19 protein-coding genes are annotated in these 23,878 nt (G+C 39.4%); 14 read left to right on the top strand and 5 right to left on the bottom strand.

Annotated elements, in window-relative coordinates; translation table 11 throughout:
- The first annotated feature begins 140 nt into the window (after window positions 1-140).
- The 6 genes from ACFIJP_RS01325 to ACFIJP_RS01300 all read left to right on the top strand — a co-directional run bounded on the left by ACFIJP_RS01325 (window position 141) and on the right by ACFIJP_RS01300 (window position 7,557).
- Window positions 141-2,009, top strand: coding sequence for a site-specific DNA-methyltransferase (locus ACFIJP_RS01325; RefSeq protein ID WP_375625175.1), 1,869 nt, complete (start codon window positions 141-143; stop codon window positions 2,007-2,009).
- A gap of 28 nt (window positions 2,010-2,037) precedes the next feature.
- Window positions 2,038-5,235 carry a DEAD/DEAH box helicase family protein gene (locus ACFIJP_RS01320; protein WP_375625174.1) on the top strand — a complete coding sequence of 1,066 codons (3,198 nt, stop codon included), beginning with the start codon at window positions 2,038-2,040 and terminating at the stop codon, window positions 5,233-5,235.
- A gap of 151 nt (window positions 5,236-5,386) precedes the next feature.
- Entirely contained in the window at window positions 5,387-5,509 is a 123-nt protein-coding gene (locus tag ACFIJP_RS01315) for a hypothetical protein (RefSeq protein ID WP_375625173.1), read from the top strand.
- Window positions 5,510-5,573: 64 nt separating this feature from the next.
- Window positions 5,574-6,824, top strand: a complete 1,251-nt coding sequence (locus ACFIJP_RS01310; protein WP_375625172.1) for an MFS transporter — start codon at window positions 5,574-5,576, stop codon at window positions 6,822-6,824.
- Between the two features lie 365 nt (window positions 6,825-7,189).
- A complete protein-coding gene (locus tag ACFIJP_RS01305) occupies window positions 7,190-7,342 on the top strand; it encodes a hypothetical protein (protein WP_375625171.1) in 153 nt (50 codons plus the stop codon).
- A gap of 11 nt (window positions 7,343-7,353) precedes the next feature.
- A complete protein-coding gene (locus ACFIJP_RS01300) occupies window positions 7,354-7,557 on the top strand; it encodes a hypothetical protein (protein ID WP_375625170.1) in 204 nt (67 codons plus the stop codon).
- Window positions 7,558-7,603: 46 nt separating this feature from the next.
- Here the strand turns inward: ACFIJP_RS01300 and ACFIJP_RS01295 are convergent, their stop codons facing one another.
- The 3 genes from ACFIJP_RS01295 to ACFIJP_RS01285 all read right to left on the bottom strand — a co-directional run bounded on the left by ACFIJP_RS01295 (window position 7,604) and on the right by ACFIJP_RS01285 (window position 11,186).
- Window positions 7,604-7,750, bottom strand: coding sequence for a hypothetical protein (locus tag ACFIJP_RS01295; RefSeq protein WP_375625169.1), 147 nt, complete (start codon window positions 7,748-7,750; stop codon window positions 7,604-7,606).
- A gap of 783 nt (window positions 7,751-8,533) precedes the next feature.
- A complete protein-coding gene (locus tag ACFIJP_RS01290) occupies window positions 8,534-9,754 on the bottom strand; it encodes an MFS transporter (protein ID WP_273787871.1) in 1,221 nt (406 codons plus the stop codon).
- 10 nt (window positions 9,755-9,764) lie between these two features.
- Window positions 9,765-11,186: a coproporphyrinogen-III oxidase family protein gene (locus tag ACFIJP_RS01285; RefSeq protein WP_375625168.1), complete on the bottom strand. Its 1,422-nt coding sequence runs from the start codon at window positions 11,184-11,186 to the stop codon at window positions 9,765-9,767.
- Window positions 11,187-11,525: 339 nt separating this feature from the next.
- Between ACFIJP_RS01285 and ACFIJP_RS01280 the strand changes: the two genes are divergently transcribed.
- The 7 genes from ACFIJP_RS01280 (at window position 11,526) to edd (ending at window position 20,064) form a co-directional block, all read left to right on the top strand.
- Window positions 11,526-12,257, top strand: a complete 732-nt coding sequence (locus ACFIJP_RS01280) for a hypothetical protein (protein WP_375625167.1) — start codon at window positions 11,526-11,528, stop codon at window positions 12,255-12,257.
- A gap of 16 nt (window positions 12,258-12,273) precedes the next feature.
- A complete protein-coding gene (locus tag ACFIJP_RS01275) occupies window positions 12,274-12,546 on the top strand; it encodes a hypothetical protein (RefSeq protein ID WP_375625166.1) in 273 nt (90 codons plus the stop codon).
- A gap of 559 nt (window positions 12,547-13,105) precedes the next feature.
- Window positions 13,106-14,533: a glutamine synthetase family protein gene (locus ACFIJP_RS01270; RefSeq protein WP_375625165.1), complete on the top strand. Its 1,428-nt coding sequence runs from the start codon at window positions 13,106-13,108 to the stop codon at window positions 14,531-14,533.
- Between the two features lie 11 nt (window positions 14,534-14,544).
- Complete coding sequence (locus ACFIJP_RS01265) at window positions 14,545-15,828, top strand: NAD(P)/FAD-dependent oxidoreductase (protein WP_375625193.1); 1,284 nt, start codon at window positions 14,545-14,547, stop codon at window positions 15,826-15,828.
- 120 nt (window positions 15,829-15,948) lie between these two features.
- A complete protein-coding gene (gene zwf / locus ACFIJP_RS01260; protein ID WP_375625164.1) occupies window positions 15,949-17,421 on the top strand; it encodes a glucose-6-phosphate dehydrogenase in 1,473 nt (490 codons plus the stop codon).
- A gap of 10 nt (window positions 17,422-17,431) precedes the next feature.
- Window positions 17,432-18,184 carry a 6-phosphogluconolactonase gene (gene pgl / locus ACFIJP_RS01255; RefSeq protein WP_375625163.1) on the top strand — a complete coding sequence of 251 codons (753 nt, stop codon included), beginning with the start codon at window positions 17,432-17,434 and terminating at the stop codon, window positions 18,182-18,184.
- A 56-nt stretch (window positions 18,185-18,240) separates the two neighbouring features.
- Window positions 18,241-20,064, top strand: a complete 1,824-nt coding sequence (gene edd / locus ACFIJP_RS01250) for a phosphogluconate dehydratase (protein WP_375625162.1) — start codon at window positions 18,241-18,243, stop codon at window positions 20,062-20,064.
- Window positions 20,065-20,130: 66 nt separating this feature from the next.
- Here edd and folD read toward each other — a convergent pair whose 3' ends face one another.
- Window positions 20,131-21,030, bottom strand: coding sequence for a bifunctional methylenetetrahydrofolate dehydrogenase/methenyltetrahydrofolate cyclohydrolase FolD (folD, locus tag ACFIJP_RS01245; RefSeq protein WP_375625161.1), 900 nt, complete (start codon window positions 21,028-21,030; stop codon window positions 20,131-20,133).
- Between the two features lie 314 nt (window positions 21,031-21,344).
- Here folD and ACFIJP_RS01240 point away from each other — a divergent pair, with 314 nt between their 5' ends.
- The gene (locus ACFIJP_RS01240; RefSeq protein WP_375625160.1) at window positions 21,345-23,225 is read left to right on the top strand and encodes an AsmA family protein; all 1,881 of its coding nucleotides are present in this window, start codon (window positions 21,345-21,347) and stop codon (window positions 23,223-23,225) included.
- Between the two features lie 313 nt (window positions 23,226-23,538).
- Here the strand turns inward: ACFIJP_RS01240 and ACFIJP_RS01235 are convergent, their stop codons facing one another.
- Window positions 23,539-23,682, bottom strand: coding sequence for a hypothetical protein (locus ACFIJP_RS01235; protein WP_012754785.1), 144 nt, complete (start codon window positions 23,680-23,682; stop codon window positions 23,539-23,541).
- Between the last annotated feature and the right edge of the window lie 196 nt (window positions 23,683-23,878).

The following is a 23,878-nucleotide window of genomic DNA, read 5'->3' as shown; positions in this document are numbered from 1 at the left end:
AAGAGAACTGCTTATACGACACTTTGCATGGAAGTAAATTTGCAGAGGATACAGAAATAAATAGGATAAAAGGAATTGCGACGTACAAAAGAAATATTCATAGACATATTTTATACTAAGCGTAACGGAGAAGCGCAAAGATGAGTATAATAGCAGGTGAAGATAAAATAGAGGGCATGAGTCAAAGTCCAGTTAATCCAGACATAGAAAAGTTAAAAGAAGCCTTTCCGCAATGTTTTGCTGAGGGAAAGCTCAATATAGATCAGCTTCTTAATCTATGCGGCGAATATATTGATAATGATTTTGAGAAGTTCAAATTTGAATGGAAGGGCAAAGGAGCAAGTTTAAAGCTTGCTCAAAAGCCTTCATTTGCGACATTGCGCCCGAAGCGCGAGGAGAGCGTAAACTTTGATAATACACATAATCTTTATATTAAGGGCGATAATCTTGAAGTGTTAAAACTTATCCAGCGGGCTTATTTTGGCCAAGTGAAGATGATCTATATAGACCCGCCCTATAATACGGGTAATGATTTTATCTATGGTGATGATTTTAAAGACCCATTGGCGCGATATAAGGAAGTGACGAGCCAAACGACAAAATCGAATCCTGAGACAATGGGGCGGTTTCACACTGCGTGGCTCAATATGATCTATCCGCGCTTGCGTTTGGCACAGACTTTATTGCGTGACGATGGGGTGATTTTTATCTCAATAGATGATCATGAAGTTCATAATTTGCGCAAAGTATGTGATGAAGTGTTTGGCGAAGAGAATTTTGTTGCGCAGCTGGTGTGGAGGAAACGCACTGGTGCTAATGATGCGCAAAACAATGTAAGTACAGACCATGATTACATTTTGTGTTATAGTCGCAGGCACACTGTTTTTAGTGGAGTACAAAAGAGTTTTGCAAATTATACCAACCCCGATAATGACCCGCGCGGGCCTTGGACGCAAGGTGATCTGACATGCAATAAAACAGCATCAGAGCGGCCAAATCTTAATTACCCGATTACTGATCCACAAACGGGTGTAGTTTACCAGTGTAATCCCAATCGTGTATGGGCTTATGAAAAAGGACGAATGGCAAACATCATCAAAGAAGGCAAGGTGATCTTCCCAAAAAACGGACAAGGTACGCCTACTTATAAACGTCATCAAACAGAAGTTAAATCTCAAACTAAACCATTTAGTACAATGCTTGAAACAGATATGAATTTTATAGCGACCAAACAATTACGAGAACTTTTAGGCGGCCAATTTTTTGATCATCCCAAGGGTGTGAGTCTTATAAAGCAATTGATTGAACAGACGACCAGTGACAACGACATCATTCTCGATTTTTTCGCTGGCTCTAGTACAACAGCGCATGCAGTGATGGCTTTGAATGCCGAAGATGGTGGTAATCGCAAATTCATCATGGTGCAATTGCCTGAATTATGTGATGAAAAGAGCGAAGCCTATAAAGCTGGTTATAAAACTATCTGCGATATAGGTAGCGAACGTATTCGCCGCGCTGGTACACAAATCAAGCAAAAGCATGAAGCAGAACTCACAAGCGAGCAGCCTCTAGACACCGGATTTCGCGTTCTAGAGCTCGATAGTTCCAACTTTTCCATATGGGACGATAGCCCGATTGATCCGAATGCACTTGATGTTAAAGAACAATTGCAAATGCGCTTGGATCATATTTTGCAGGGGGTGAATCCCGAGCGCTCTCATCAAGATATTATCTTCGAAATCATACTTAAATATGGTTGGCCACTGGATTTAAAAATTTATCCTTTACCAATCAATGGCAAAAAATTCTATTATATAGGCGAGAGCGAAGGCGATGTCTTGGTAATTATAGCTATAGACCCGCCCTTTGAACCCGAAGATGCGGAAGAGATGATAAAGTATTTGCCCGTAAAAATCGTAGCGCTTGATGCGGCCTTTAAAAGTGATGAGGCGCTTATTAATTGCGATTTTATCTTTAAAGACAATGAAGTAAGTTTTGATAAAATTTAAACTATAGAGAGACGATTGGGGCGGCGATATGAAACTTAAATTTAAACAACAAGAATTTCAAAATGATGCGGTTAAAAGCGTCATTGATTTATTTAAAGGCCAACCACGACGGAATTCTTCTATTTTCTTGCATTTAGAACAAGGACAATTAGCGTTAAATGAATTTGGTTGTGGTAATCAATTATTAATTAGTGATGAAAGCATATTAGCAAATCTACAAGAGGTGCAACAGAACAATAAACTCTTGGCGAGTGAGACGCTAGAGCAAAAGCAGTTTTCTATTGAGATGGAAACGGGAACAGGCAAAACTTATGTTTATAGCAAGACGATTTTTGAGTTAAATCAACGCTATGGCTTTACCAAATTTATTATTGTCGTACCAAGTGTTGCTATTCGCGAAGGGGTATATAAATCACTTCAGGTAACAAGAGAGCATTTTCAAGCAGAGTTTGATAATCTGCCCTATCGTTATTTTATTTATAATTCAAAAGATCTTTCGCAAATTCGTCAATTTGCAAGCTCTACCAATATTGAAATTATGATTATCAATATTGATGCATTTAAAAAAGCAGAAAATATTATCAACCTTCCGCAAGATAGACTGAATGGCGAAAGTGCTATGCGTTATATCCAAGATACAAAACCGATTGTGATCATAGATGAACCGCAATCGGTGGATAATACAGCAAAAGCGAAGGAGGCTATTGCGAGCCTTAACCCGCTTTGTGTTTTCCGCTATAGTGCCACGCATAAAGATGAGATTAATCTTTTATATCGTTTAACACCTGTTGATGCTTATCAAAAAGGACTGGTAAAGCAAATTTGTGTTTCTTCTAATCAGATAGAGCAAGATTTTAACCGTCCCTATATTGCCTTGAAATCCGTATCACACAAACATGGCTTTAAGGCGCGCTTAGAGTTGGATATTGCGGGAAAGAATGGCACTGTGAGCCGCAAAACAGTTACAGTGAGACAAGGCGATGATCTGTATCGCGTTACGGGCGGGCGTGAGCTTTATAGGGGGTATATTGTTTCGGGTATCAATTGCATGGCGGGGGATGAAGCCGTTGAGTTTTCTGATACTGAAATTGTCAAGTTTGGCCACGCGCTTGGTGATGTGAATATAGTAGAGCTTAAACGCGCGCAAATTTATCGCACTATAGAAACACATTTAGATAAAGAATTGCGGCTTGCGCCTTTAGGTATTAAAGTTTTATCACTTTTTTTTATTGATGAGGTGGCTAAATATCGTAGCAATGATGAAGAGCCAGCACTTTATGAGCGTATGTTTGAAGAATGTTATGAAGAGCTGTGGGCGAAAAAGAAATATGCCTCCTTGCGAACTAAGTTTGCGCAAAATGTTCGAAACGTACACGGCGGTTATTTCTCGCAAGACAAGAAAGGCGTGTATAAGGATACAAAGGGCGACAGCCAAGCTGATGATGACACTTATAACACGATTATGCGCGATAAGGAGTGGTTATTATCTTTTGCATGCCCCTTGCGTTTTATCTTTTCGCATTCGGCATTAAGAGAAGGCTGGGATAATCCGAATGTGTTTCAAGTGTGTATGTTGATTGAGCAAAAATCGAATTTTACCGCGCGGCAAAAGATTGGTCGCGGTTTGCGTTTGTGTGTAAACCAACAAGGTGAGCGGGTGGAAGATAAAGATATAAATGTGCTGCATGTCATGGTGAATGAAAGCTTTGCTGAGTTTGTGAGTACATTGCAAAAAGAATTAGAGGCGGATATTGGTTATAAATTTGGTACATTGCAGATGGAGGAGTTGGTTGGCTGTGTTTATGAAGATGTAAAATATATAGCCGCTAAAGTGGAAGTGTCACAAGCACAAAAAATTATTAAAACGCTTGTTGCAAAAGATTTGATTGACGAGGCGGGTATGGTTAAAGCAAATCAAGATTTGGTAGCGAATGAATTTGAAGTTATAGGGGCGGAGGAAATGCCACGCGAATTGCGTCAAGAAATTGTGAAAAAAATTGATGCGGGCGCACTTATTAATGTTGAGACGCTGCAAGATCTGACGTATGTGACAGCTGTGACGGAAACAAAGTTTATGTCTTCGCAAGAGGCTGCTGATGTATTGGCTGAGTTGCGTGAAAAAGCCTTGCTTACATCAGAAGGAAAAATTACAGATACATTAAAAGCGCAATGGGCAGCGGGGACATTGGATTTAAGTGAACGTTTTAGTAAAGGGCAAAAGCGGGCTGTGATGCAGGCGCTAGAGGCGATCCAAGCCATGCCGATTATTCGTAATGCTACGCGCGAGGTGCGGGTTAAGCTTAAAAAGCAAACAGTGGCTTCGCCCGAGTTTTTGTCCTTGTGGGAGAAGATCAATAAAAAGACCACTTATCGTGCAAAGCTTGATCGCACAGAGTTTATTGCCAAAGCAGTGGATGCAGTGGAAAAAATGGCGCCAGTTGCGCCCGCGCATTTGGTTTATCAGACAGCAGAAATAGAACTGGATAGTGCTGGTGTGACCTATGAAGAGAAGTTATTAAAGCAGAGTGCGCTTAATTATATCTCGTGTGCACTGCCGGATATTGTACATTATTTGACCTTAAAGCTGAAATTAACCGCAAAGACAATTATTGGTATTTTGACAAAGAGTGGGCGTGAGCATGAGTTTGTGAAAAATCCACAAGCTTTTTTAGAGCGCATAGAAGAGATACTCAATAAAACCCACGTTAATCTTACAATTGATGGCATTAAATATTTAAAGCTGGTCGGGCAAGAATATAGTGTGCAAGAGCTTTTTACCAGCGAAGAGCTTGTGGCGAATTTAGAGCGTACAGCTGTTGTGAGTGAGAAGAGTGTGTATGATCATGTGGTTTATGAAAGCAGTGTGGAGAAAGAGTTTGCACAAAGTCTTGAAAATGATCCTGAAGTCAGATTGTTTTTTAAACTGCCAAGAAGTTTTAAAATAGCCACTCCCATTGGTTCTTATACGCCTGATTGGGCGGTCTTTTTAGAGCGGGATGGCGAACAAAAGCTTTACTTTGTGCTGGAAACAAAAGGGGCAAACAGCGAGTTTGATTTGCGTCTTAAAGAAATGCTGAAAATTAAATGCGGCAAAGCGCATTTTGCTGCACTGCAAACGAGCGTTGCATTTAACGACCAGCCGGTGACAAATTGGCGTGAATATAAGCGTACTTTGCCCGAAGCGGCGCATGAGTTTCCAAGTGCTGCGATGGTTGTTGCAGAATGATTGGTGCATGAAACACTTAACGTGAGCGCGGGGAGGACAGCCAAACTTTTTATATCAAAATAATAAATTGACAAAAGCTAGCTAAAAAGTAGCTATAATGTGTACTTCATGTGAAATTTAATTGTTTTCATTTAATACAGGAGGTAAAGTTATGAAAACTAAAAATATGTATAAACCACTGAAAAAAATTCAAATTAAGCGGGTTGATGTTACTTCGCTTAAAGCACAAACAAGTGAGCAGAAAATGACTGCTCGACGCTCCCTTCTGAATTGAGGTTTAAAATATATAAAGCTGGCAGCAAAAAAAGCTGCCAGCTTTATAGCTTTTGGATATATTAATGACGATAGATTATGAAGTTAAAAAGTTGCTCTATGGCTGTGCGGCAATGAGTGGGGTTCGGCTGATTACAGGTTCGTTCCATGCTTTTTTTTTCTTGTCTATGGGCGTTAGTATAACACAGTTAGCTTTATTGCAAATTGTATTTAGCGTCGCTATTTGTATTTTTGAAGTGCCTTGTGGGATTTTAGGAGATAAAATCGGCGTTAAACAAAATGTTATCCTATCATGTTTCTTTTTTTCGCTCTTTTTCTTTTTATGTATCTACGCACCTAATCTTTCTGTCTTAATTCCGGCAGAAATTATTTATGCTTTAGGCTTTGCTTTATGTTCTGGCGCTGATAGCACATGGATTAAAGGCTTAATCGATAGCGGTGGTTACAAAGGTAGTTTGGTCTACCACCAAGTAAACGCCTATAAGCGGGAACTAACGGCATTCATGAATACGGTTGCTGGTGCGCTAGGTGTTCTTATTGTTTTGTGTATGGATAATTATCAGTCAGCATATTATTTTTGTTCTTTCGGGTTTCTCGTACTTGTATTCTTGTTTAGTCGGGTGACGGGGATAGCTATTGCATCCGTTTCGAGTAGTCAGTCAATAGACTCAGGTTCTTTGTTGCATGCAACAGAAGCTTTTGCTTATTTAGTTACCTCAAAAATCGGGTTATATTATATATTGATATGTGGTTTTATTGTTGCTGCATTGCAGCCAATATTTCATTTTTGGCAACCTTTTATTTTGGGACAAACAGGAGTATTAGACAATGCAACAGGAAAGACTAAAATTCTTATTCTTGGCCTGTGCTTTGTGTCTTATACTCTCGTAAAATACTTATTTAATCGCTTTGTAATTAAATATCTTATGCAAAAATATGCTCCTATGGCGATAACTTTGTGCTCACTCGCCCTGAGTGCTGTTGTGATGCTTGCTCTGCTTCTCATTGCAAACAGCTGGGCCCCCATTATTTTATTCACCATATTTCACAGTTTTTTTTCTGTCCCCGTAACGCAGTTTGAAGCAGAATTTTTTAAACATATTCAACAAAAGAATGCAAATACGGTTTTATCCATTGTTAGTTTTCTTGCACGTATTTTTGGTATTTTAGCGCTTGTGCTGATTGGTTGGTTGGCAAACAATGTTTGTATAGAAGCAGCTTTTTGTTTCACCTTGCTTTGTATATGTTTAATTATTCCGCTTAATTTGGCCTGGCTTTATACTGATAAAAAGTTAATAAAAGACGAGGAGGTTTGAAAGTGAAAATACAGTTGAATAGGGACTTGCCTATGACTTACATAAAGACACAAGAAAAAATAGTGTGTGGGTCATCTTATATGGATTGAGTTGAAATTAATAGCTGTCCATCGTTTTTAGTAGAGATGCTTATGATATTGATGTTTTGCTAAATAGTAGGCGCGTATTAGATTTTGCAAAAAAAACGCAAGCTTTTTTAGAGTGCGCGGAGGAAATCCTCGATAAAGCGTATGTCAATCTTACTATTGCTGGTATTAAATATTTAAAACTAGCTGGCCAAGACTATAGTGTGCAAGAATGTTTTGCAAGTAGCTAAATTTCGGCGAATTTAGAGCGTACAGTTCTGGTGAGTGAGAAGAGTGTATATGATCATGTGGTTTATAAGAGTAATATTGAGAAAGAATTTGCGCAAAATTAATGATAATGCCTCCGAAATAAAATTATTTTTTAAATTGCCAAGGAGCTTTAAAATCGTGGTGCTCATAGGCTCTTACACGCCGGATTTTTGGGTGTTTTAGAGTGAGATGGCGTGCAAAAGCTTTATTTTGTACTGGAATCAAAAGGAACGAATAGCGAGTTTGATTTGCGCCTTAAAGAAATGCTGAAGATTAAATGCGGCAAGGCGCATTTTACCGCCCTTGAGACTGGTGTGGTGTTTAACGAGGCACCGGTGATGAGTTGGCGCGATTCTAAGCGGGGGATGGTGGTAGAGAGAGTGGGGGGGCTGTGGTAGGAATGGGCGGCACGAATGACGCTGTCTTTAGTTGCGTACCGCCAAGCTAATTTTGTGCTTTGCGAAATTCACCAAGGCTTTTGGACGTACCGCGTTTACCGCGTAATAAAATCTTATGAATATCATGCAGAAGGCACGCAGAAATGGGTGATTGCGTGTCTAGCTTCCCAATGCCGTAATTAAGTACAGCCACATAATGAGATAGCTCTTCAATATCATCAGTCGCACTGATACTTTTTCTTTATTTTCAAACAATAATAGGCCAGATGGTAACGGTTATGTCCTTTCTATTTGAGAAAAGAGTAGCACCGCTTGCGTATATGCACGAGTAAAAGTCAATCAACATTGGTCTGAGGGAAAAACCGCCAATTATTTCTAATACACCTAAGGATTTCATAGCTTGCTCTAACGGTTTATATAAAGTCGCCCTTTTAAAAGGTGGATTGGGTGGAAAATTTATTGGGATATAGGCTTTATGAATCTCTCGAACTAAGCTTTCTACTATGCAGATCCTAAGGCGTGATTGCATATATGGTCGCATCTGTTGCTGCGTTGTGTAGGCAGAGATTCTAAATTAGGAAAAGAGGGCTGCTCTTTTAATTCCAAAGGAAGAATACGGCGCGTAAGTGCAGCAAAATGTATTTTGAGGAGCAGTAAAGGGGTGAGGCATTTGATATTCAGCGGGTGACGGATTAACTGGAGTATAAGTGGGCATTGCTAGGGCGGAGTTTTTAGTTAAGAATTGCGCTCCGTACGCTATAAGCTCTCTACATCCTTCATATAGGCGTTGAGATCATCGCCCAATGCAACGTAAAGGGGCTATTTTGCCTTTAACGCTTGTTTGGCTGCTTCCATTAGTGTCGCTGGCTCTATCAGCCATTACGGTTATAATTTCCTCGTCCAAAGAACAGGTCAATCGATTGCGTAATAGGGTATGTGTGCCTTTTTTGACCGTGTCTTTTTTAAAAGGCAGCTGTTACCTCGTGGCAGGGTTGGGTGTGTCTATATGATCAGCCTGCCAAAGAAATGGAAGCGTTATCGCGATAGCCACCAATAGTAGTCCAGCGATAAAGGCGGCAGCAAACTGCAATGATATAAAAGAACCAAGGACGCCGACCAAAAAGCTTCCGACCGGCATTCCAGCATAGCCGATCACCCGAAAAGCAGAATTAGCTCGCCCGAGAAGTTGCTTTGGTGTGAGGCGCTGCCTGAAGGCGGTAACACCAATAAACCATAAGCTTGCTCCAACGCCAGCGATAAAGGTGACGCCCCATACGACGACAGCACTTTTTGAAAAGGCTGGAACCAGCAGCAAGATAACCGTTCCTAACCCGTCAGTGAGAACAGCTAGGCGCACCGGTGCATAGCGTATATGTGGTGCAAATAGGGCACCTGCCATTGTACCAAGCGCGTAGGCTGCAAACATCACGCCATATTGGCTGCTATGTAGACCCAGATACCGACCGTCGGTAACGAAGAAGATGAACGAGGTTAGGAATGCTCCAAATACCACCGATAGAAAGAATGTGAGTAATGTAAGGGAGGTAAGATGCCGATTTGAAAAAATGAAACGAAAGCCGGCAATGATATAACGAAAAGTGATGTTTTCTTTATCAGGTGTTGGCGATGTCGGAACAGCACGGCGAGCGGTAAAAATCAATGTGATAAAAAGCACGATTAACAGGCCAAGAAATAGCAGTGTGCTATGCGCTAAAATGCTGCTTGTTATGACAGGGGCAAGAAAATAGGAGACCCCGAAATCTAAAAACAAGACAATTGAGTAGAAGGTCATCAATCGCTCTCCCTCCATGATAAGTGGTGGAATCGTCATTATATAAGCTTCGGCAGAAACGACGATGAATCCAGCAATGGTTGCATAGAAGAAAATTTGTTCGGCTGGAGCAATCTGTATCATGAGCAGTACGAACAGTACAATATGCAGTAGCATGAAGATGAGGAGAGCCGAGGTGGCAAGTTTTATTTTGTCGCAGCGATCAAGTAAAGCGCCTGCAAGGATGCCGAAAATTGGCCACGCTAATGAGAAGAGACCTTGCGCCCAACTTACTCCGACTACGCCATATCCAGATTGTCTTGCTAATAGCGGGATGGCAGTGCGCAAAGCACCGCTGAGTAAGGCGAGCAGACTAACGGTTAGGCAAAAATAGCGTATGTTCTTATTGGCAAAAAGCGTGAACATTCTTTTCTCCTTAAGATGCCACACAGGTTTCCGCTGGTCCATCAAGTACGGCGGTTGTATTAAGCATGTTTGCGACATAGCCGTCCAAGATATTCCTATTTTCCTGAGGTAGAAGAAAATATATAAGGTTGGAATACCATTGCCAACCACGCTGAGTCAGCTGGAGATCGTTATCACTTTCTGCGACGAGACCTGCGCCTATAAGCTGTTGTAGGTTATTGTATACAAAAGAGGGAAGTGCGGTCCAGTCAATTCTTTCTTTTTTGGCATAGCCGTTATAAGGTAGCCGCATACACAAAGCCTTGGAGGCTTGTTGCTCCGCTGATACCCAATTGTAGTATACTTTGGATTTGCCTTTAAGTTGTATGTCGGTAATGTATCCGCTTCGACTGGGATTGGCTCGTGTGACGAGTGAGCCGAGAATCGACATTGCTGACGCCCCGAAGCCAACCACATAATCGTCATGATAACCATGCAAATATTTGTGATAGCGGAAATAATTAGCTGAACTCGTTTTAGCGAGCGTTAGAGGAGTGTTATTGGCAATTTTGATATAGGAATGCCCATTACACGGCGCATAGCCGCAGCTGCGCATAACGATGTCGCTAAATAAGCGAAGCATCTGTCGATGCTGTAGGCTGGATGGCTTTAGCCCTTTTTGTGCGTAAGACTTATGCAGTTGCGACGTGATAGCCAGATTGTTGATTGCATAGAGGTTGATGGTTTCAGGATGAAGCTCGCTGGCTTGCTTCAAATCGTATAATAGTTCTTCAGTTTGCTGGCTGTGCATGCCATATAGTAGGTCGAAACCGACATGTCCAATGATCTCTTGTGACCAAGCCACGGTATTGTTGATTTGTTCACGTGTTGAGGTGAGGTTAAACAATGATCGGAAACGCTCAATGAAACTCTGTATACCGAAGCTGATCCGGTTAACGCCGATCTCACGGGCAGCATAAAGTTTATCACGTGTGACGCTCTTCGGTTCGCTTTCCAGTGTAAACTCGGTTAAGGAAGAGAGCTCAAATTCGGCATGCAATACTTTTCCGATGTGTCGGATATTATCTGTGGACAAAAGCGACGGTGTGCCGCCCCCTATATAGATGCTGCGGATGGTCCCTCTAAGCGAGCGAATGAAATTTCCTTTGGTTCTGTTCTCTGTGGTAAGCGCTGACATATAAGATTCGATTTGCTTAACGTGCTTGTAGGCCCCTTTCTGAAAGGGACAGAAGGAACAGATGGTTTCGCAAAAGGGAATATGCAAATAAAGAGAAATGGTACGCGCTTGTGGAATCTGCTTACTTTGCGCTAGTTTATTAAAGTCTAGGTAATCGTAAAATTCATTTGAAATAGTGCGAAATAACGGATATGTGAAGTTGTAAATCGGCTTGAGTTGATCGAATTTTACAAAAGGATGATCCACGAGTTGCACAGATTACCTCCCCCAATTTCTTAACTTGCACTGTACTATTGACGGGCGACTGGTGACCCAATCACCCGAGTGTATTACCAAAGATTTTCACGGAACATAATGAATCCTCCTTTTTTAATAAGTTATATGTATTATACATATAACTTATTATATGAACAGGCGAGCTTGTTTAAGAGGCAATATAAAGATAAAAATATAAAAGAACTTTCTCTTGCAGCCTTATGGTCTGATATTGTAATTGGTATCCTGTTTTACGTGGTCGGGCTATGAATGCCTAGAGCGAGAAAAAGCAAGGTGTTTTAATGGACGTGCGGGGCATCATTGTTATGTTGCTGGGACTTGGAATTTGCGTCTGGTTATGAAATATCATTAGCGCAAAAAGATGGTTTTAAAGGTAGAGATATATTTTTTAATATCCCTGTAAAACTTCGAGAAGAGATAGAATTATCTATTAGAAAACATATAAATGTCCAGTGTGATAATATTATCGAATTACATGACATCATCGCTCTTGCCCGCCATTTTGACATATTGCCTAAAATCTCATTGAGATTGTGCTATGTACTGGCAAACGGGGATAGATCGCGTTTTGATATGACTGCGGCGGAGTTACGTGCCGCATTATCTTTGCTAGAATCCAATAGGATTAGGCTTAATGTGGTGCCTTTGCATATGGGCTCTAATTTGAATTCGACTGAGTTAATAGTATCCACCTTAACTAAGGTTGGAAAGGATATTTACGCATTGAAGGATCAAAAAAGTTTTATCAGTCTAGGCGGGGGATATCCGACTTCCACAGCGTTCTGCTATGCCGTGACGATCAATGACGAATACCCTCGTAAAATTTATGAGGCATTATCACAATTGGGTTATGATTTACATAAGCTTACGGTAATTATTGAATCTAGGCGTATTATATCTGAAGATTATGGTTATTTATTTTATAAAAGAGCAGAGTGGTACGAACTTAATTACAATCTAGGCTTTGGGGATGTGTACTCAATCTGCACAGTATCACTAGGTCATAAGTCAAAGTATGTGAAAGCAACTGATACAAAAAAGATTTTATGACGGTGGAAGATCGACGATGAAGGACGTTAGTTCAAAGGAAATTGATATTATTGTGTTCTCATATCCTGATTTTTGGGGCTTTTTAGATATAAATAACACATCTCCTAGTGGGCTGGAGACTATCAAATATTGGATCACGCATGGCGCAATTAGCAAAAAATCCTATCTATTGGATTTGGTATGCTCTACTGTATTTTCAGCTCTAAATATTGTGTGCGAAGTGCAATGTCAAGCGGTGGGAATTTATATAAGTGCAGAGTCTATAGGTATCCGCTCAGAACAAGGTTGATAGCTCTATTATGCAGGGGATGGTTAAGTTTCATGTCGGAAATGCTGAGCGTATGTCTTATCCTGAAAATACATTTACGCATATTACGGCGTGGTGAGTGTTTGTAAGCATTAGTTGTAAAGGCATAGCTACTCACTATCCTAGGCTGTTTTCTTCTATGTGAATAACAATAGAGTTACAAAACTTGCTTCATATTAAAAGAAAAGTTTCTTTTCTTTTAATTAAGCATTGCTACGGCCAAAAGAAAATTAAATATCTCGCTTTTATGATGCTTGCCAATGTTTGCTTATGTATGATTATTTGAGTCAGGATTAAGTTATGTCTACTATGAGTATTTTTCACTATTTTATATAAGGGGAAGGTTAGCACCAATGTATCGTGTGCAATATCAATTTTTCACTATGTTTGATAGGATAGCTTGTTGAGCGTAAAGTTCTTTCACCTTGATGAATCTTGTAGTATTCTTTAAAAATATCAGTTGATAAATTTTTTTCGTGTCGTTTATGCAGGGGCTGATACAATAAGAATAGAACTTGATTTTTTTTAAAGTTGGTATGTTATGGCTGTAAAAAATGGTAAACAAACGAAAAGTAAAAATTTTAAACCTGTCTCTCGTTTTCTCAAAAGTTTACGTGGTGTGCACAATTGGGAACAAGTTTCACAATGGCTTGCTTTCCGTAAGGTAGAGGATATTGAATGTATTACGCCTGATCAAGCAGGGGTACCACGGGGCAAGATGATGCTTTCTAAAAAATTTACATCGGAAACATCATTGGCATTGCCTTCAGCCGTTTTTATGGCAACAATTTCAGGGGATTATCCTGAAGATGGTCATGGTTTTGAATATCCTAAAGCAGATGGTGATTTACGCCTTGAACCTGATCTTTCTACGTTAAGCATTGTTCCATGGGAAGATGCTCCCACAGCACAGGTGATTTGTGATCTTGTGTATCAAAATGGTCAGATTGTGGATTACACACCACGCAATGTTTTGCGAACGGTGGTTCATTTTTATACAAAAATGGGTTTAAGCCCTGTTGTTTCACCAGAAATTGAGTTTTATTTGGTACAAAAAAATCCCGATCCTGATTATCCGTTAGTTCCACCGGTTGGTCGTTCTGGGCGTTCAATTGGTGGTGGACAGGGGTATTCCATTGCTGGTGTTAATGAGTTTGATGATTTGATTGATGATATTTATCAATTTTCAGAGGCACAAGGATTGGAAATTGATACTCTCATTCATGAAGAAGGAGCAGGTCAGTTTGAAATTAACTTACGTCATGGTGATCCTATTGAATTAGCGGATCAAGTTTTTATGTTCAAACGAACAATTCGTGAAGCAGCTCTAAAACATAATATGTATGCAACTTTTATGGCAAAACCCATTCAAGGGCAGCCGAGTTCTGCTATGCATATTCACCAATCGGTTGTTGATAAGAAAACCGGTATGAATATTTTTACACAGGAAAATGGTGAAGAAAGTATCTGTTTTCGCCATTTTATTGGTGGATTGCAAAAACATATGCCAGGGGTACTTGTGATGCTTGCGCCTTATGTGAATTCTTATCGACGTCTTGTCCCTGATAATTCGGCTCCTGTTAATTTGCGATGGGGATATGATAATCGTACTACAGCTTTTCGAGTTCCCCGTTCTGCTCCTCAAGCGCGGCGTGTTGAGAATAGACTTCCTTCATCAGATGCGAATCCTTATTTAGCCCTTGCAGCTTCTTTAGCGTGTGGTCTTATTGGTTTGCAACAAAAAATTGAGCCGGATGAGCCAGCGACAAATAATGTAAACGCTGATAATATTGAGTTACCGCGTGGACTCATTGAGGCAGTCAATTTGTTTGAACAAGATACAGCAATACGTGCTATTTTAGGGGATGTGTTTGTCAGTACTTATGCTGCAATCAAACGACAAGAGTTTGAAACTTTTATGGAAGTAATTAGTCCGTGGGAGCGTGAATATCTTCTGCTGAATGTTTAAATTTTATGACGATGATTGATTATAATTCAATTTCTCCAGGAATTTCTTGGTATGAAGATACTTTAAAAGAACGTCCCTCTTATCCTTCTTTTTGTGAAAACAGACAGTGTGATGTGGTCATTATTGGAGGCGGATTTACGGGTCTGTCAGCTGCTTATCATTTAGTCAAGGCTGGAGTAGATGTTGTTTTATTTGAAGCATCACGTTTTGGTGATGGTGCTTCAGGGCGCAATGGTGGACAGCTGGGAACAGGGCAACGGCAATGGGTAGAAACATTAGAAAAAAAGTATGGTTTTGAGCGAAGTAAGGCTCTGTTTGATTTAGCAGAAGAAGCTAAAAGAGATATTTTATCTTTATGCGCGATGCCTAATTGTTCGTGTGATTTGATAGGAGGACAGCTTTCTGTGACACATAAAAGGCGTGAGCTTCTTTCTTATCAACGGCATATTGAGGTGATGCAGCGTTATGGCTATCATGCGCTTACTTTTATGGATAGGGCAGAAACATCTAGGCGACTTGGATCGTCTTTTTATTGTGGTGGTATTTATGATGCGGATACCGGCCATATAAATCCCTTAAAATTGATTGTTGGATTGGCAAAAAAAGCTAAAGATGCTGGTGCTAAGCTTTATGAGAAGTCACAAGTAACGACAGTAAAGCGCAAGGGAGCCCATTGGAAAGTGATAACAGAAAAAGGCAGTGTAACAGCAGAGCATGTTTTACTTGCAACAAATGGGTATAAACTTGGTCTGGAGCGTTTTATTGAAAAAAATATTGTTTCTATTCGTTCTTATATTGGAGCAACGGACCCATTACCAAAGCACAGTTCAATTCTCGCAGGCGGGGAATCGGTTGATGATTCCCGTTTTATGGTTCGCTATTTTCGCAAAAGCATTGATAATCGTCTCTTATTTGGTGGCGTAGAAAGTTATGATAATAAACATCCTTTGAATTTAGATGAACGTATAAAACGGCAAATTGCTGAAATTTATCCTCAATTACATTCTATCAATTTAAGCCATTGTTGGGGAGCAACGGTTGCCATCACAGTTGAGCGCATGCCCTATGTTCGACAACTTTTCTCAAGGATGACTTATTGTGGTGGTTATTCAGGGCATGGCGTTATGCTGGCTCCTTTCATAGGAAAATTATACGCAGAATGGTTGACTGGAAAATATGAACGTTTTTCCTATTTCCAAGACTTAAAGATTTCATCTTTTCCGGGGGGAGGAGTTTTGCGTTATCCACTTATATTTTTAGCAATGCGTTGGTTTTCTTTAATGGATCGCCTTTAATGGAAACATTGCTTGAAATGAAGAAAATTAATGGCTTATTTAGTATCTGTCTGCTTTAATAATGGAAGCTTTTATAAGTGATATGGGATTTCATAATCGAATAGAAAAATAAACAAGTTCATGGTGCGTAAAATTATTCCAGTTTCTTCCTTTGATTGTATTGTTTTTGGTGGCAATGGTGATTTGGCGTCGCGCAAGCTTTTGCCGGCTTTGTATCATTGTCAGTGTGTTGGTCAATTCAGTGAGCCAACACGTATTATTGGGGCTTCCCGCACTTCCTTAAGTCATGAAGAATATCAAAATTTTGTCCGCACTTCTTTAGAAAAACATATCCATCCAAAAGATCTCAATTCAACAGAACTCAATCGTTTTCTTGCACGTTTAACTTACGTTTCTGTTGATGTTTCCTCAAATCGAGGGTGGGAGGATTTAGCTCTCCTTCTGTCACAAGGTTCAGCGAATATTCGAGCTTTTTATTTGGCTGTTAGTTCGTCACTTTTTGCTGATATTGCGATGAAGTTGGGAAAAAATGATTTGGTGACACCACAAACACGGATTATCATTGAAAAACCAATTGGTCGCGATGTAAAAACAGCTGTTTCACTTAATGATGCATTTGCAAGCGCCTTTAATGAAGAGCAGATCTTTCGTATTGATCATTATCTTGGGAAGGAAACTGTTCAAAATTTAATGGCATTGCGGTTTGTTAATACACTTTATGAACCGCTATGGAACTCCAACTATATTGATCATGTTCAAATAACCGTTGCTGAATCTTTAGGGTTAGAGGGGCGTACAGAATATTATGAAAGCACTGGTGCTCTACGCGATATGGTGCAAAACCATATGCTACAATTACTTTGTTTAGTTGCTATGGAAATACCATTTACCAACAGTGCTAATGCTGTACGTGATGAAAAACTTAAAATTTTACATTCTTTAACACCGCTTGATGTACATAATGTAGGGCAGCATACTGTACGTGGGCAGTATCTTTCTGGTCTATCAAATGGTATATCTGTAGAGTCTTATTTCGATGATCTGGGAAGAGTGAGTAAGACTGAAACATTTGTAGCGCTTAAGGTTAAGATTGATAACTGGCGTTGGGCTAATACGCCTTTTTATTTACGAACAGGTAAGCGCATGTTCACGCGAATGTCTGAAGTTGTTGTGGTTTTTAAACCTATTCCTTATAATATTTTTAATGTGGATTTAGATGAAATTTTTTCTAATCGGCTTGTGATTCGTCTCCAACCTGATGAGGGTGTAAAACAATGGTTGATGATTAAGGATCCAAGTTACGGCGGTATGCGGTTTCGTCACATTCCATTAGATATGAGTTTTGCTTCCGCATTTTCTGAACGTAATCCTGATGCTTATGAACGTTTATTAATGGATGTTATTCGTGGAGATCAAACGCTGTTTATGCGCCGTGATGAAGTTGAGGCTGCTTGGCGTTGGATTGATCCAATCATTGAGGGGTGGGAAGAAATAAAACAGCCTTTTCACAGTTATAACGCTGGTTCGTGGGGGCCATCTGCTTCGGCGATTCTCATGGAACGTGATGGGCGTATATGGAACAATTTAGTTTAGAGCAATAAGTATGTATAGAATGAATATTGACCGTTTAGATTTTGAAACCCCTCAGACTTTAGCCTTGGCATTAGCAGATCGAGTAGCCGCAGAGCTTAGTGTATCTGTTCTTGAGCGTAAGAGAGCAGTTTTAGCGGTGTCTGGTGGTAAAACACCAGAATTGTTTTTTCATTATTTGTCAAAAGCGGATATTGATTGGAAAAATATCATTATTACTTTGGTCGATGAACGTTTCGTTCCTACACACGATGAACGTTCAAATGAGCATATGGTACGGTGTCATTTGTTACAAAATTTTGCCGAAAAAGCGCGTTTTGTAGGGCTTTATCATAAAGCGATTACTGCTGAACTTTCAGCTTTTTCAGCGGCGAGTCGTATTAATACTTTGCCTAAACCCTTTGATGTTGTTGTTTTAGGAATGGGGGGTGATGGACATACGGCTTCTTTTTTTCCTGATGCTGATCGTTTAAAGCAAGCGCTTGATCTGCGAACACAAGCACTTGTTTTGCCCCTTCATGCTAAGAGTGCTGTTGAGCCAAGACTCTCACTAACTTTGCCAGTTATTATGCAGTCTCGTTGTATTATTCTCCATATCGAAGGTTTTCAGAAACGCGATTGTTTTGAAAAAGCTTGTCAAGATGGATCTGAAATAGAAATGCCTGTTCGGGCAGTTTTGCGTAATTCCCCTCATCTTGTGCAGGTTTATTGGTCGCCTGCAGATAATGAAATAAGTGAATTAGAATATGAGAGACAAGGTGAATAAAAACGTACTCTCTCTCAATGAATGAGGGGAAGCAACAATGAAAGAGGGAGGGGAATATGGCACTTTCCAAGACAATTGCCACAGTTACACGAAGGATTTATGAACGTTCTCGATCAACACGAGAAACTTACTTAGATCGTATTGCGAAAGCACAAGTTCATCGCCCCAAACGAAGTTTTTTAGGATGTGCCAATCAGGCTCATGGTTTTGCTGCTTGTGGTGCAATAGATAAAGAGCGTTTGAAGGGAAATATCGTTGGGAATATTGGCATTATCACGGCATATAACGATTTACTTTCAGCTCATCAACCTTTTGAAAAATTTCCTCACTTAATTAAAGAGTCGGCCCGTATGGTTGGTGGTGTTGCACAGGTTGCAGGTGGTGTTCCCGCGATGTGCGATGGTGTTACGCAGGGAAATGCGGGGATGGAGCTTTCCCTTTTTTCGCGTGAAGTAATTGCAATGGCGACAGCTATAAGCTTATCACACGATGTCTTTGATGCAGCATTATATCTTGGGGTGTGTGATAAAATTGTACCAGGTTTATTGATTGGTGCACTAACATTTGGTCATTTACCAGGAATTTTTATACCAGCTGGTCCTATGACAAGTGGTCAAGGTAATGATGAAAAAGCGAAGATACGTCAACTTTACGCGGAAAATAAAATAGATCGCCAAACACTTCTAGCATCAGAAGCACGTTCTTATCATGGACCAGGAACATGTACATTTTATGGAACCGCTAACTCTAATCAGGTGATACTGGAGATGATGGGGCTTCATATGCCGGGAGCTTCTTTTGTTAATGCGAATACACCGTTGCGTGATGCTTTAACAAAAGAAGCTACGAAACGTGTACTTGAAATGACAGATCTTGGTGATCATTATAGTCCACTTGGTATGATCATTGATGAGCGTTCTTTCGTGAATGCCATTGTAGGATTAAATGCAACAGGAGGTTCTACCAATCATACGATTCATTTGATTGCTATGGCTGCTGTTTGCGGTATTAAATTGACATGGCATGATATTGCAGAAATTTCTTGCCATGTGCCTCTTTTAGCGCGCATTTATCCTAATGGTTTAGCGGATATCAATCATTTTTATGCTGCTGGGGGGATGGGATTTATTATTCGCGAGCTTATCGATGCAGGTTTAGTACATGAAGATGTTTCAACGGTTTTTGGTAAAGATCTCAATGCTTATGCAATTGAAGCAAAGCTTTCTGCTGATGGTCATGTGGTGCGTGAAGCGGCTCTCAAGGAAAGTGGTGATCATAAGGTGTTAGCAGGGTGGAGAAAGCCATTTCAGCCTGACGGTGGTCTTCGTGTTTTATCGGGAGATTTGGGAACAGCTATTATAAAAGTTTCCTCTGTTAAACCAGAGTATTGGCAGATTAAAGCACCAGTCTTTGTTTTTAATGATCAAGAAGAACTACAAAAATCTTTTAAATCTGGAGTGTTGTATGATAAAGATTTTATCGCTGTCATTCGCTATCAAGGACCAAAAGCCAATGGTATGCCAGAGCTTCATAAATTAACGACCATTTTAGGCGTTTTACAAGATCGCGGTCAAAAGGTAGCATTGATAACCGATGGGCGTATGTCAGGGGCGTCAGGAAAAATTCCTGCTGCCATTCATGTGACACCGGAAGCAGTGGATAATGGTCCCATTGCACGTTTGCAAGATGGTGATATTGTTTTTCTTGATGCTCATGAGGGTAAATTAACTCTTTTGGAGGATTTAGCAAAATTTAACGTACGAAAAATCATACCTCCTGATCTTTCAAAAAACGAACACGGTTTTGGACGCGAACTTTTTCATGTTTTTCGTCAATCCGTTAATCGTGCAGATCAAGGAGCATCTGTTTTTATGACATGAAAAATGCAAAAATAAACAAGCTTAATCATGTACAATAAAACCATATACAAGGAATTGTTATAATTCTTAGAATTTTGGCATAGGCAGATTGTGTGATCGCGCGGCGGCTTTGAGTGTATTAACCATAAGCATGGCAATTGTCATTGGTCCAACGCCTCCTGGAACAGGGGTGATCGCGGCAGCTTTTTCTTTTACGTTTTCAAAATCGACATCACCAACAAGACGTGTTTTCCCTACACCTTTTTCTGGTGCAGCAACGCGGTTAATACCGACATCAATAACAATTGCACCATTTTTGATCCAGTCTTTTTTAATCATTTGTGGGCGGCCTACAGCTGCGACTAAAATATCAGCGCTTCGACAAACATCATCAAGGTCACGGGTACGACTATGGGCAATTGTCACAGTGGCATTGGCTGCTGTTAAAAGGGCAGCCATAGGTTTTCCAACAATATTAGAGCGTCCAACAACGACAGCATCAAGTCCAGATAAATCTTGCCCACAGTGTTGTTCGATCATCATCATGGCACCAGCTGGTGTGCAGGGAATAATCGCATCTTCAAGTGCATTTGCCGCGAGTTTTCCTACATTAATATAATGAAAACCATCAACATCTTTTTGGAAAGCAACGGCTTGTGTTATGCGATTTGTATTCATATGAGCAGGGAGAGGCAGCTGTACCAAAATACCATGAATTTTTGGATCAGAATTTAATGTTGCAATAAGTTGAAGGAGTTCTTGTTCTTGTGTTTCTTTGGAAATGACATGTTTGATTGAAAGAAACCCACATTCTTCGGCTTTTTTATTTTTTGAGGTGACATATACTTGACTTGCGGGATCATCTCCAACAATAATAACAGCGATACTAGGTTGTATATTATAGTGATGGCGGAGCTTTGTTGTTTCGGCCTTAACTTTCGCAATAATCTCTTCAGCAAGTTTTTTTCCATCGATAATATTATTCATTCAGAGATCCTTTCGGTAAGGCTGTTTGTTTTTTTGTAAAGCATTTTCTAATAATACGATAGAGTTTTATAGCAATATTCATATGAGAACAGTAAGAATGGTTTTATAATGTTGTGGATTTATAGTTTTGAAGATTTTTAAATAATTGCTTTATAAAGAAGCAGCAACATTGCTGTTTGAATAAATTTTGGATAAAGAACAAAAATAATTAAGATACAAAGTGGATATAGTGAATTATAGGGTTATAAAAACTTTTTTTGATCATTTAAGTTTGTTTTTAATCTGTTATAGGGGGATAAATATAGAGGGATATTGTGCGCATCAGAATAATAAAATTTTTGAGCGGAATTTTTATTACAATTATCTTTTTATTTGGAGTGGGGATTCTCGTTTTACCTTATCTTATCTCTACAGATGCGATTCGCATTCGTTTAGCGCAGGATTTGAGTGCATGGACCGGTTACAATGTGCAATTGCGTGATCCACCGCGGTTACATCTTTTTCCTTATCCTAAAGCATTTCTTTCTGGTGTTACTTTAACATCTAAAATGGATGATGTTGGGCCATTAATGGAAGCTGAATCAATAGAAGTTGATCTTTCTGTCGTCGATCTTCTTTGGGGACATGTTTCTTTTTCAGAGACGCGGATTATGCGTCCTCAATTTGTTATGGAAAAGCCTGTTAAAACAATAGCAGATTTTTTTGATCGGTTTTCTCGCTCACAAGGTGCATTAGGGTTGGCAATACGCAATACGCGTGAAATATTAAAACATAATCCTGAACATCCAGAAATAGAGCACCTTTTAAAACAACCTTTTGGGCGGATTGTCATTAAAAATGGTGTTCTTGTGTATCACGATAGTTTTTCAGGATTAGCAGAAAAAATAACAGGATTAAATGCGACTTTAGATTGGCCGGAATCGACTCGGGAAGTACGGTTACGTGCAGATGCGCGTTGGCGCGGAGAATTTACAAAGTTATCAATTGATGCTTCTCAAGCATTGCTGCTTCTTGCAGGAGGAAAAAGTCATATTAGGGCAAGTCTCAATTCTGTACGTGGGGGAATAACTTTTACAGGAAAGGCTCGGTTATCTGAATATTATATTTTTGACGGAAAAGTATCGATGCGTTCTCCGGGATGGAATCAGACATTGTCTTGGGTTGGTGGAAATCAGTTTTGGGGATATAAATTAAAAATACCCATTGTATGGGAATCTCATTTTTTAGCGCAGCCAATGCATATTCAAATGAACAATGTTACATTTACGATGGGGAAAGCCAATGCGCGAGGAGCTTTAAAATTCGATTTTCAAGATTATGTACCAAATGTTATGGGTTCGTTAGCCTTTGATAACCTAGATCTTAGCCTCTTGGGTTCAATGTTTTTTTCAGGTAAAAAGAAAAATTCCTTCTTTGATATGACAATTTTTCATCGTATTGGCGTGGATATACGACTTTCTGCGCCACAAGCTAAAATAGGAAATATTTCACTCACAAATTTAGCTGCTGCAATACAAATAAGAAATGGGCATGGTATTTTTGATCTTGGACATGCGAATATTTTTGGTGGATCCGTGCAAAGTAATATTGAAGTTACGCCAGCTGGACAGAAAGTGCGTATAGGAGGAAATATTTCAGGTGCTTCTATTGATATGCAGGAGACTTTAGAAACCTTGGGATTTATTCCATTTATACAAAGCAAAACGAATTTTACTGCAACGGTACGAACACTTGCTGATTCTTGGCGAGAAATTTTTACAAAAATGCAGGGTGAATTAACACTGAAGATGTCTTCTGGTCGGCTCTTAGGGTATGATTTGAACGAATTACAAACAAGACTTTTAAATAAACAACAATTTCTTTTAATGACTAATGATACTTTTTCAACAACATTTGATCACTGGGATATTCAGACAAGCTTTTCAGAAGGTATGATGAAGGTGACAGAGTCATTAATGCGTACAGCAGACTCGAGCTTATCCATTCAAGGAACCGTTGCAACTGCTATTACGCAAGGGAAGCAGAATGAATTGATATTACAGGCACAACTACGCAAAAATTATAGATCAGAAACTTTATGTAAAGATGTCCAATGTCTCGCTAATAGCCTTGCATGGCCTTTTACATTTTCTCTAAGCTCTAAAGGACAAAATCATGGTAACTTTTGGGTTACAAAAGACATTGACGCAGATTGAGAATTGTTTTTTATCTATATAACATTCTATCTTATAATGGTAATCCATCTTTTTGTAACTTAAAATTGTCTTTTAAATTTAAATCAGAGGTCTCACTATCGGAAGATTTTCTCATTTTAAATCCGTTCGTGATGAAGCAGTAAAAATCGTTCTCTCTGTCATAAGTGTGGTTGATACAGATAAATGATTAAAGAGAGAAATAAAAATCCTTCTTATGGAATCTTTCAAATACAAGAAATTCATAATATTGATGCAAGTTCTTAGAAAAGTTTCTAAAAAACATTAAATTTTTAAGAGGGATGTCGGCCAGTGCTTACTGAATCCCAGAAGAAATACCATAGCCATCTTTGGTAATTGTATGCTTCCCATCTGCTCCAACAGAACCAATTCCCACTGTAATCAAAATAAAGGCTAAGAGGGTTGTAATCGTAATAATTGTAGCTTTTTTAGCAGACATATTTTTCCTCCACGGATGCATCAATGACTGAATGCAAAGATGAATGGTGCATTATTTAAACTTTTATGAAAGTAGAATCACTTAAGGATCTATAAGTTCCTATTATTATCTCATAAAGCTAAAAAAACTCTATAATTCTTTAATATATTATAGTTCTATAGATATAATTTTTTCTTTTTGCTATATATTTTTCTTT

Source organism: Bartonella sp. MU37NMGALS (assembly GCF_042194015.1).
Taxonomy (GTDB): domain Bacteria; phylum Pseudomonadota; class Alphaproteobacteria; order Rhizobiales; family Rhizobiaceae; genus Bartonella; species Bartonella grahamii.
Note: the sequence above shows the minus strand (reverse complement) of the source record. Positions and strands in the feature narration are given on the sequence as shown.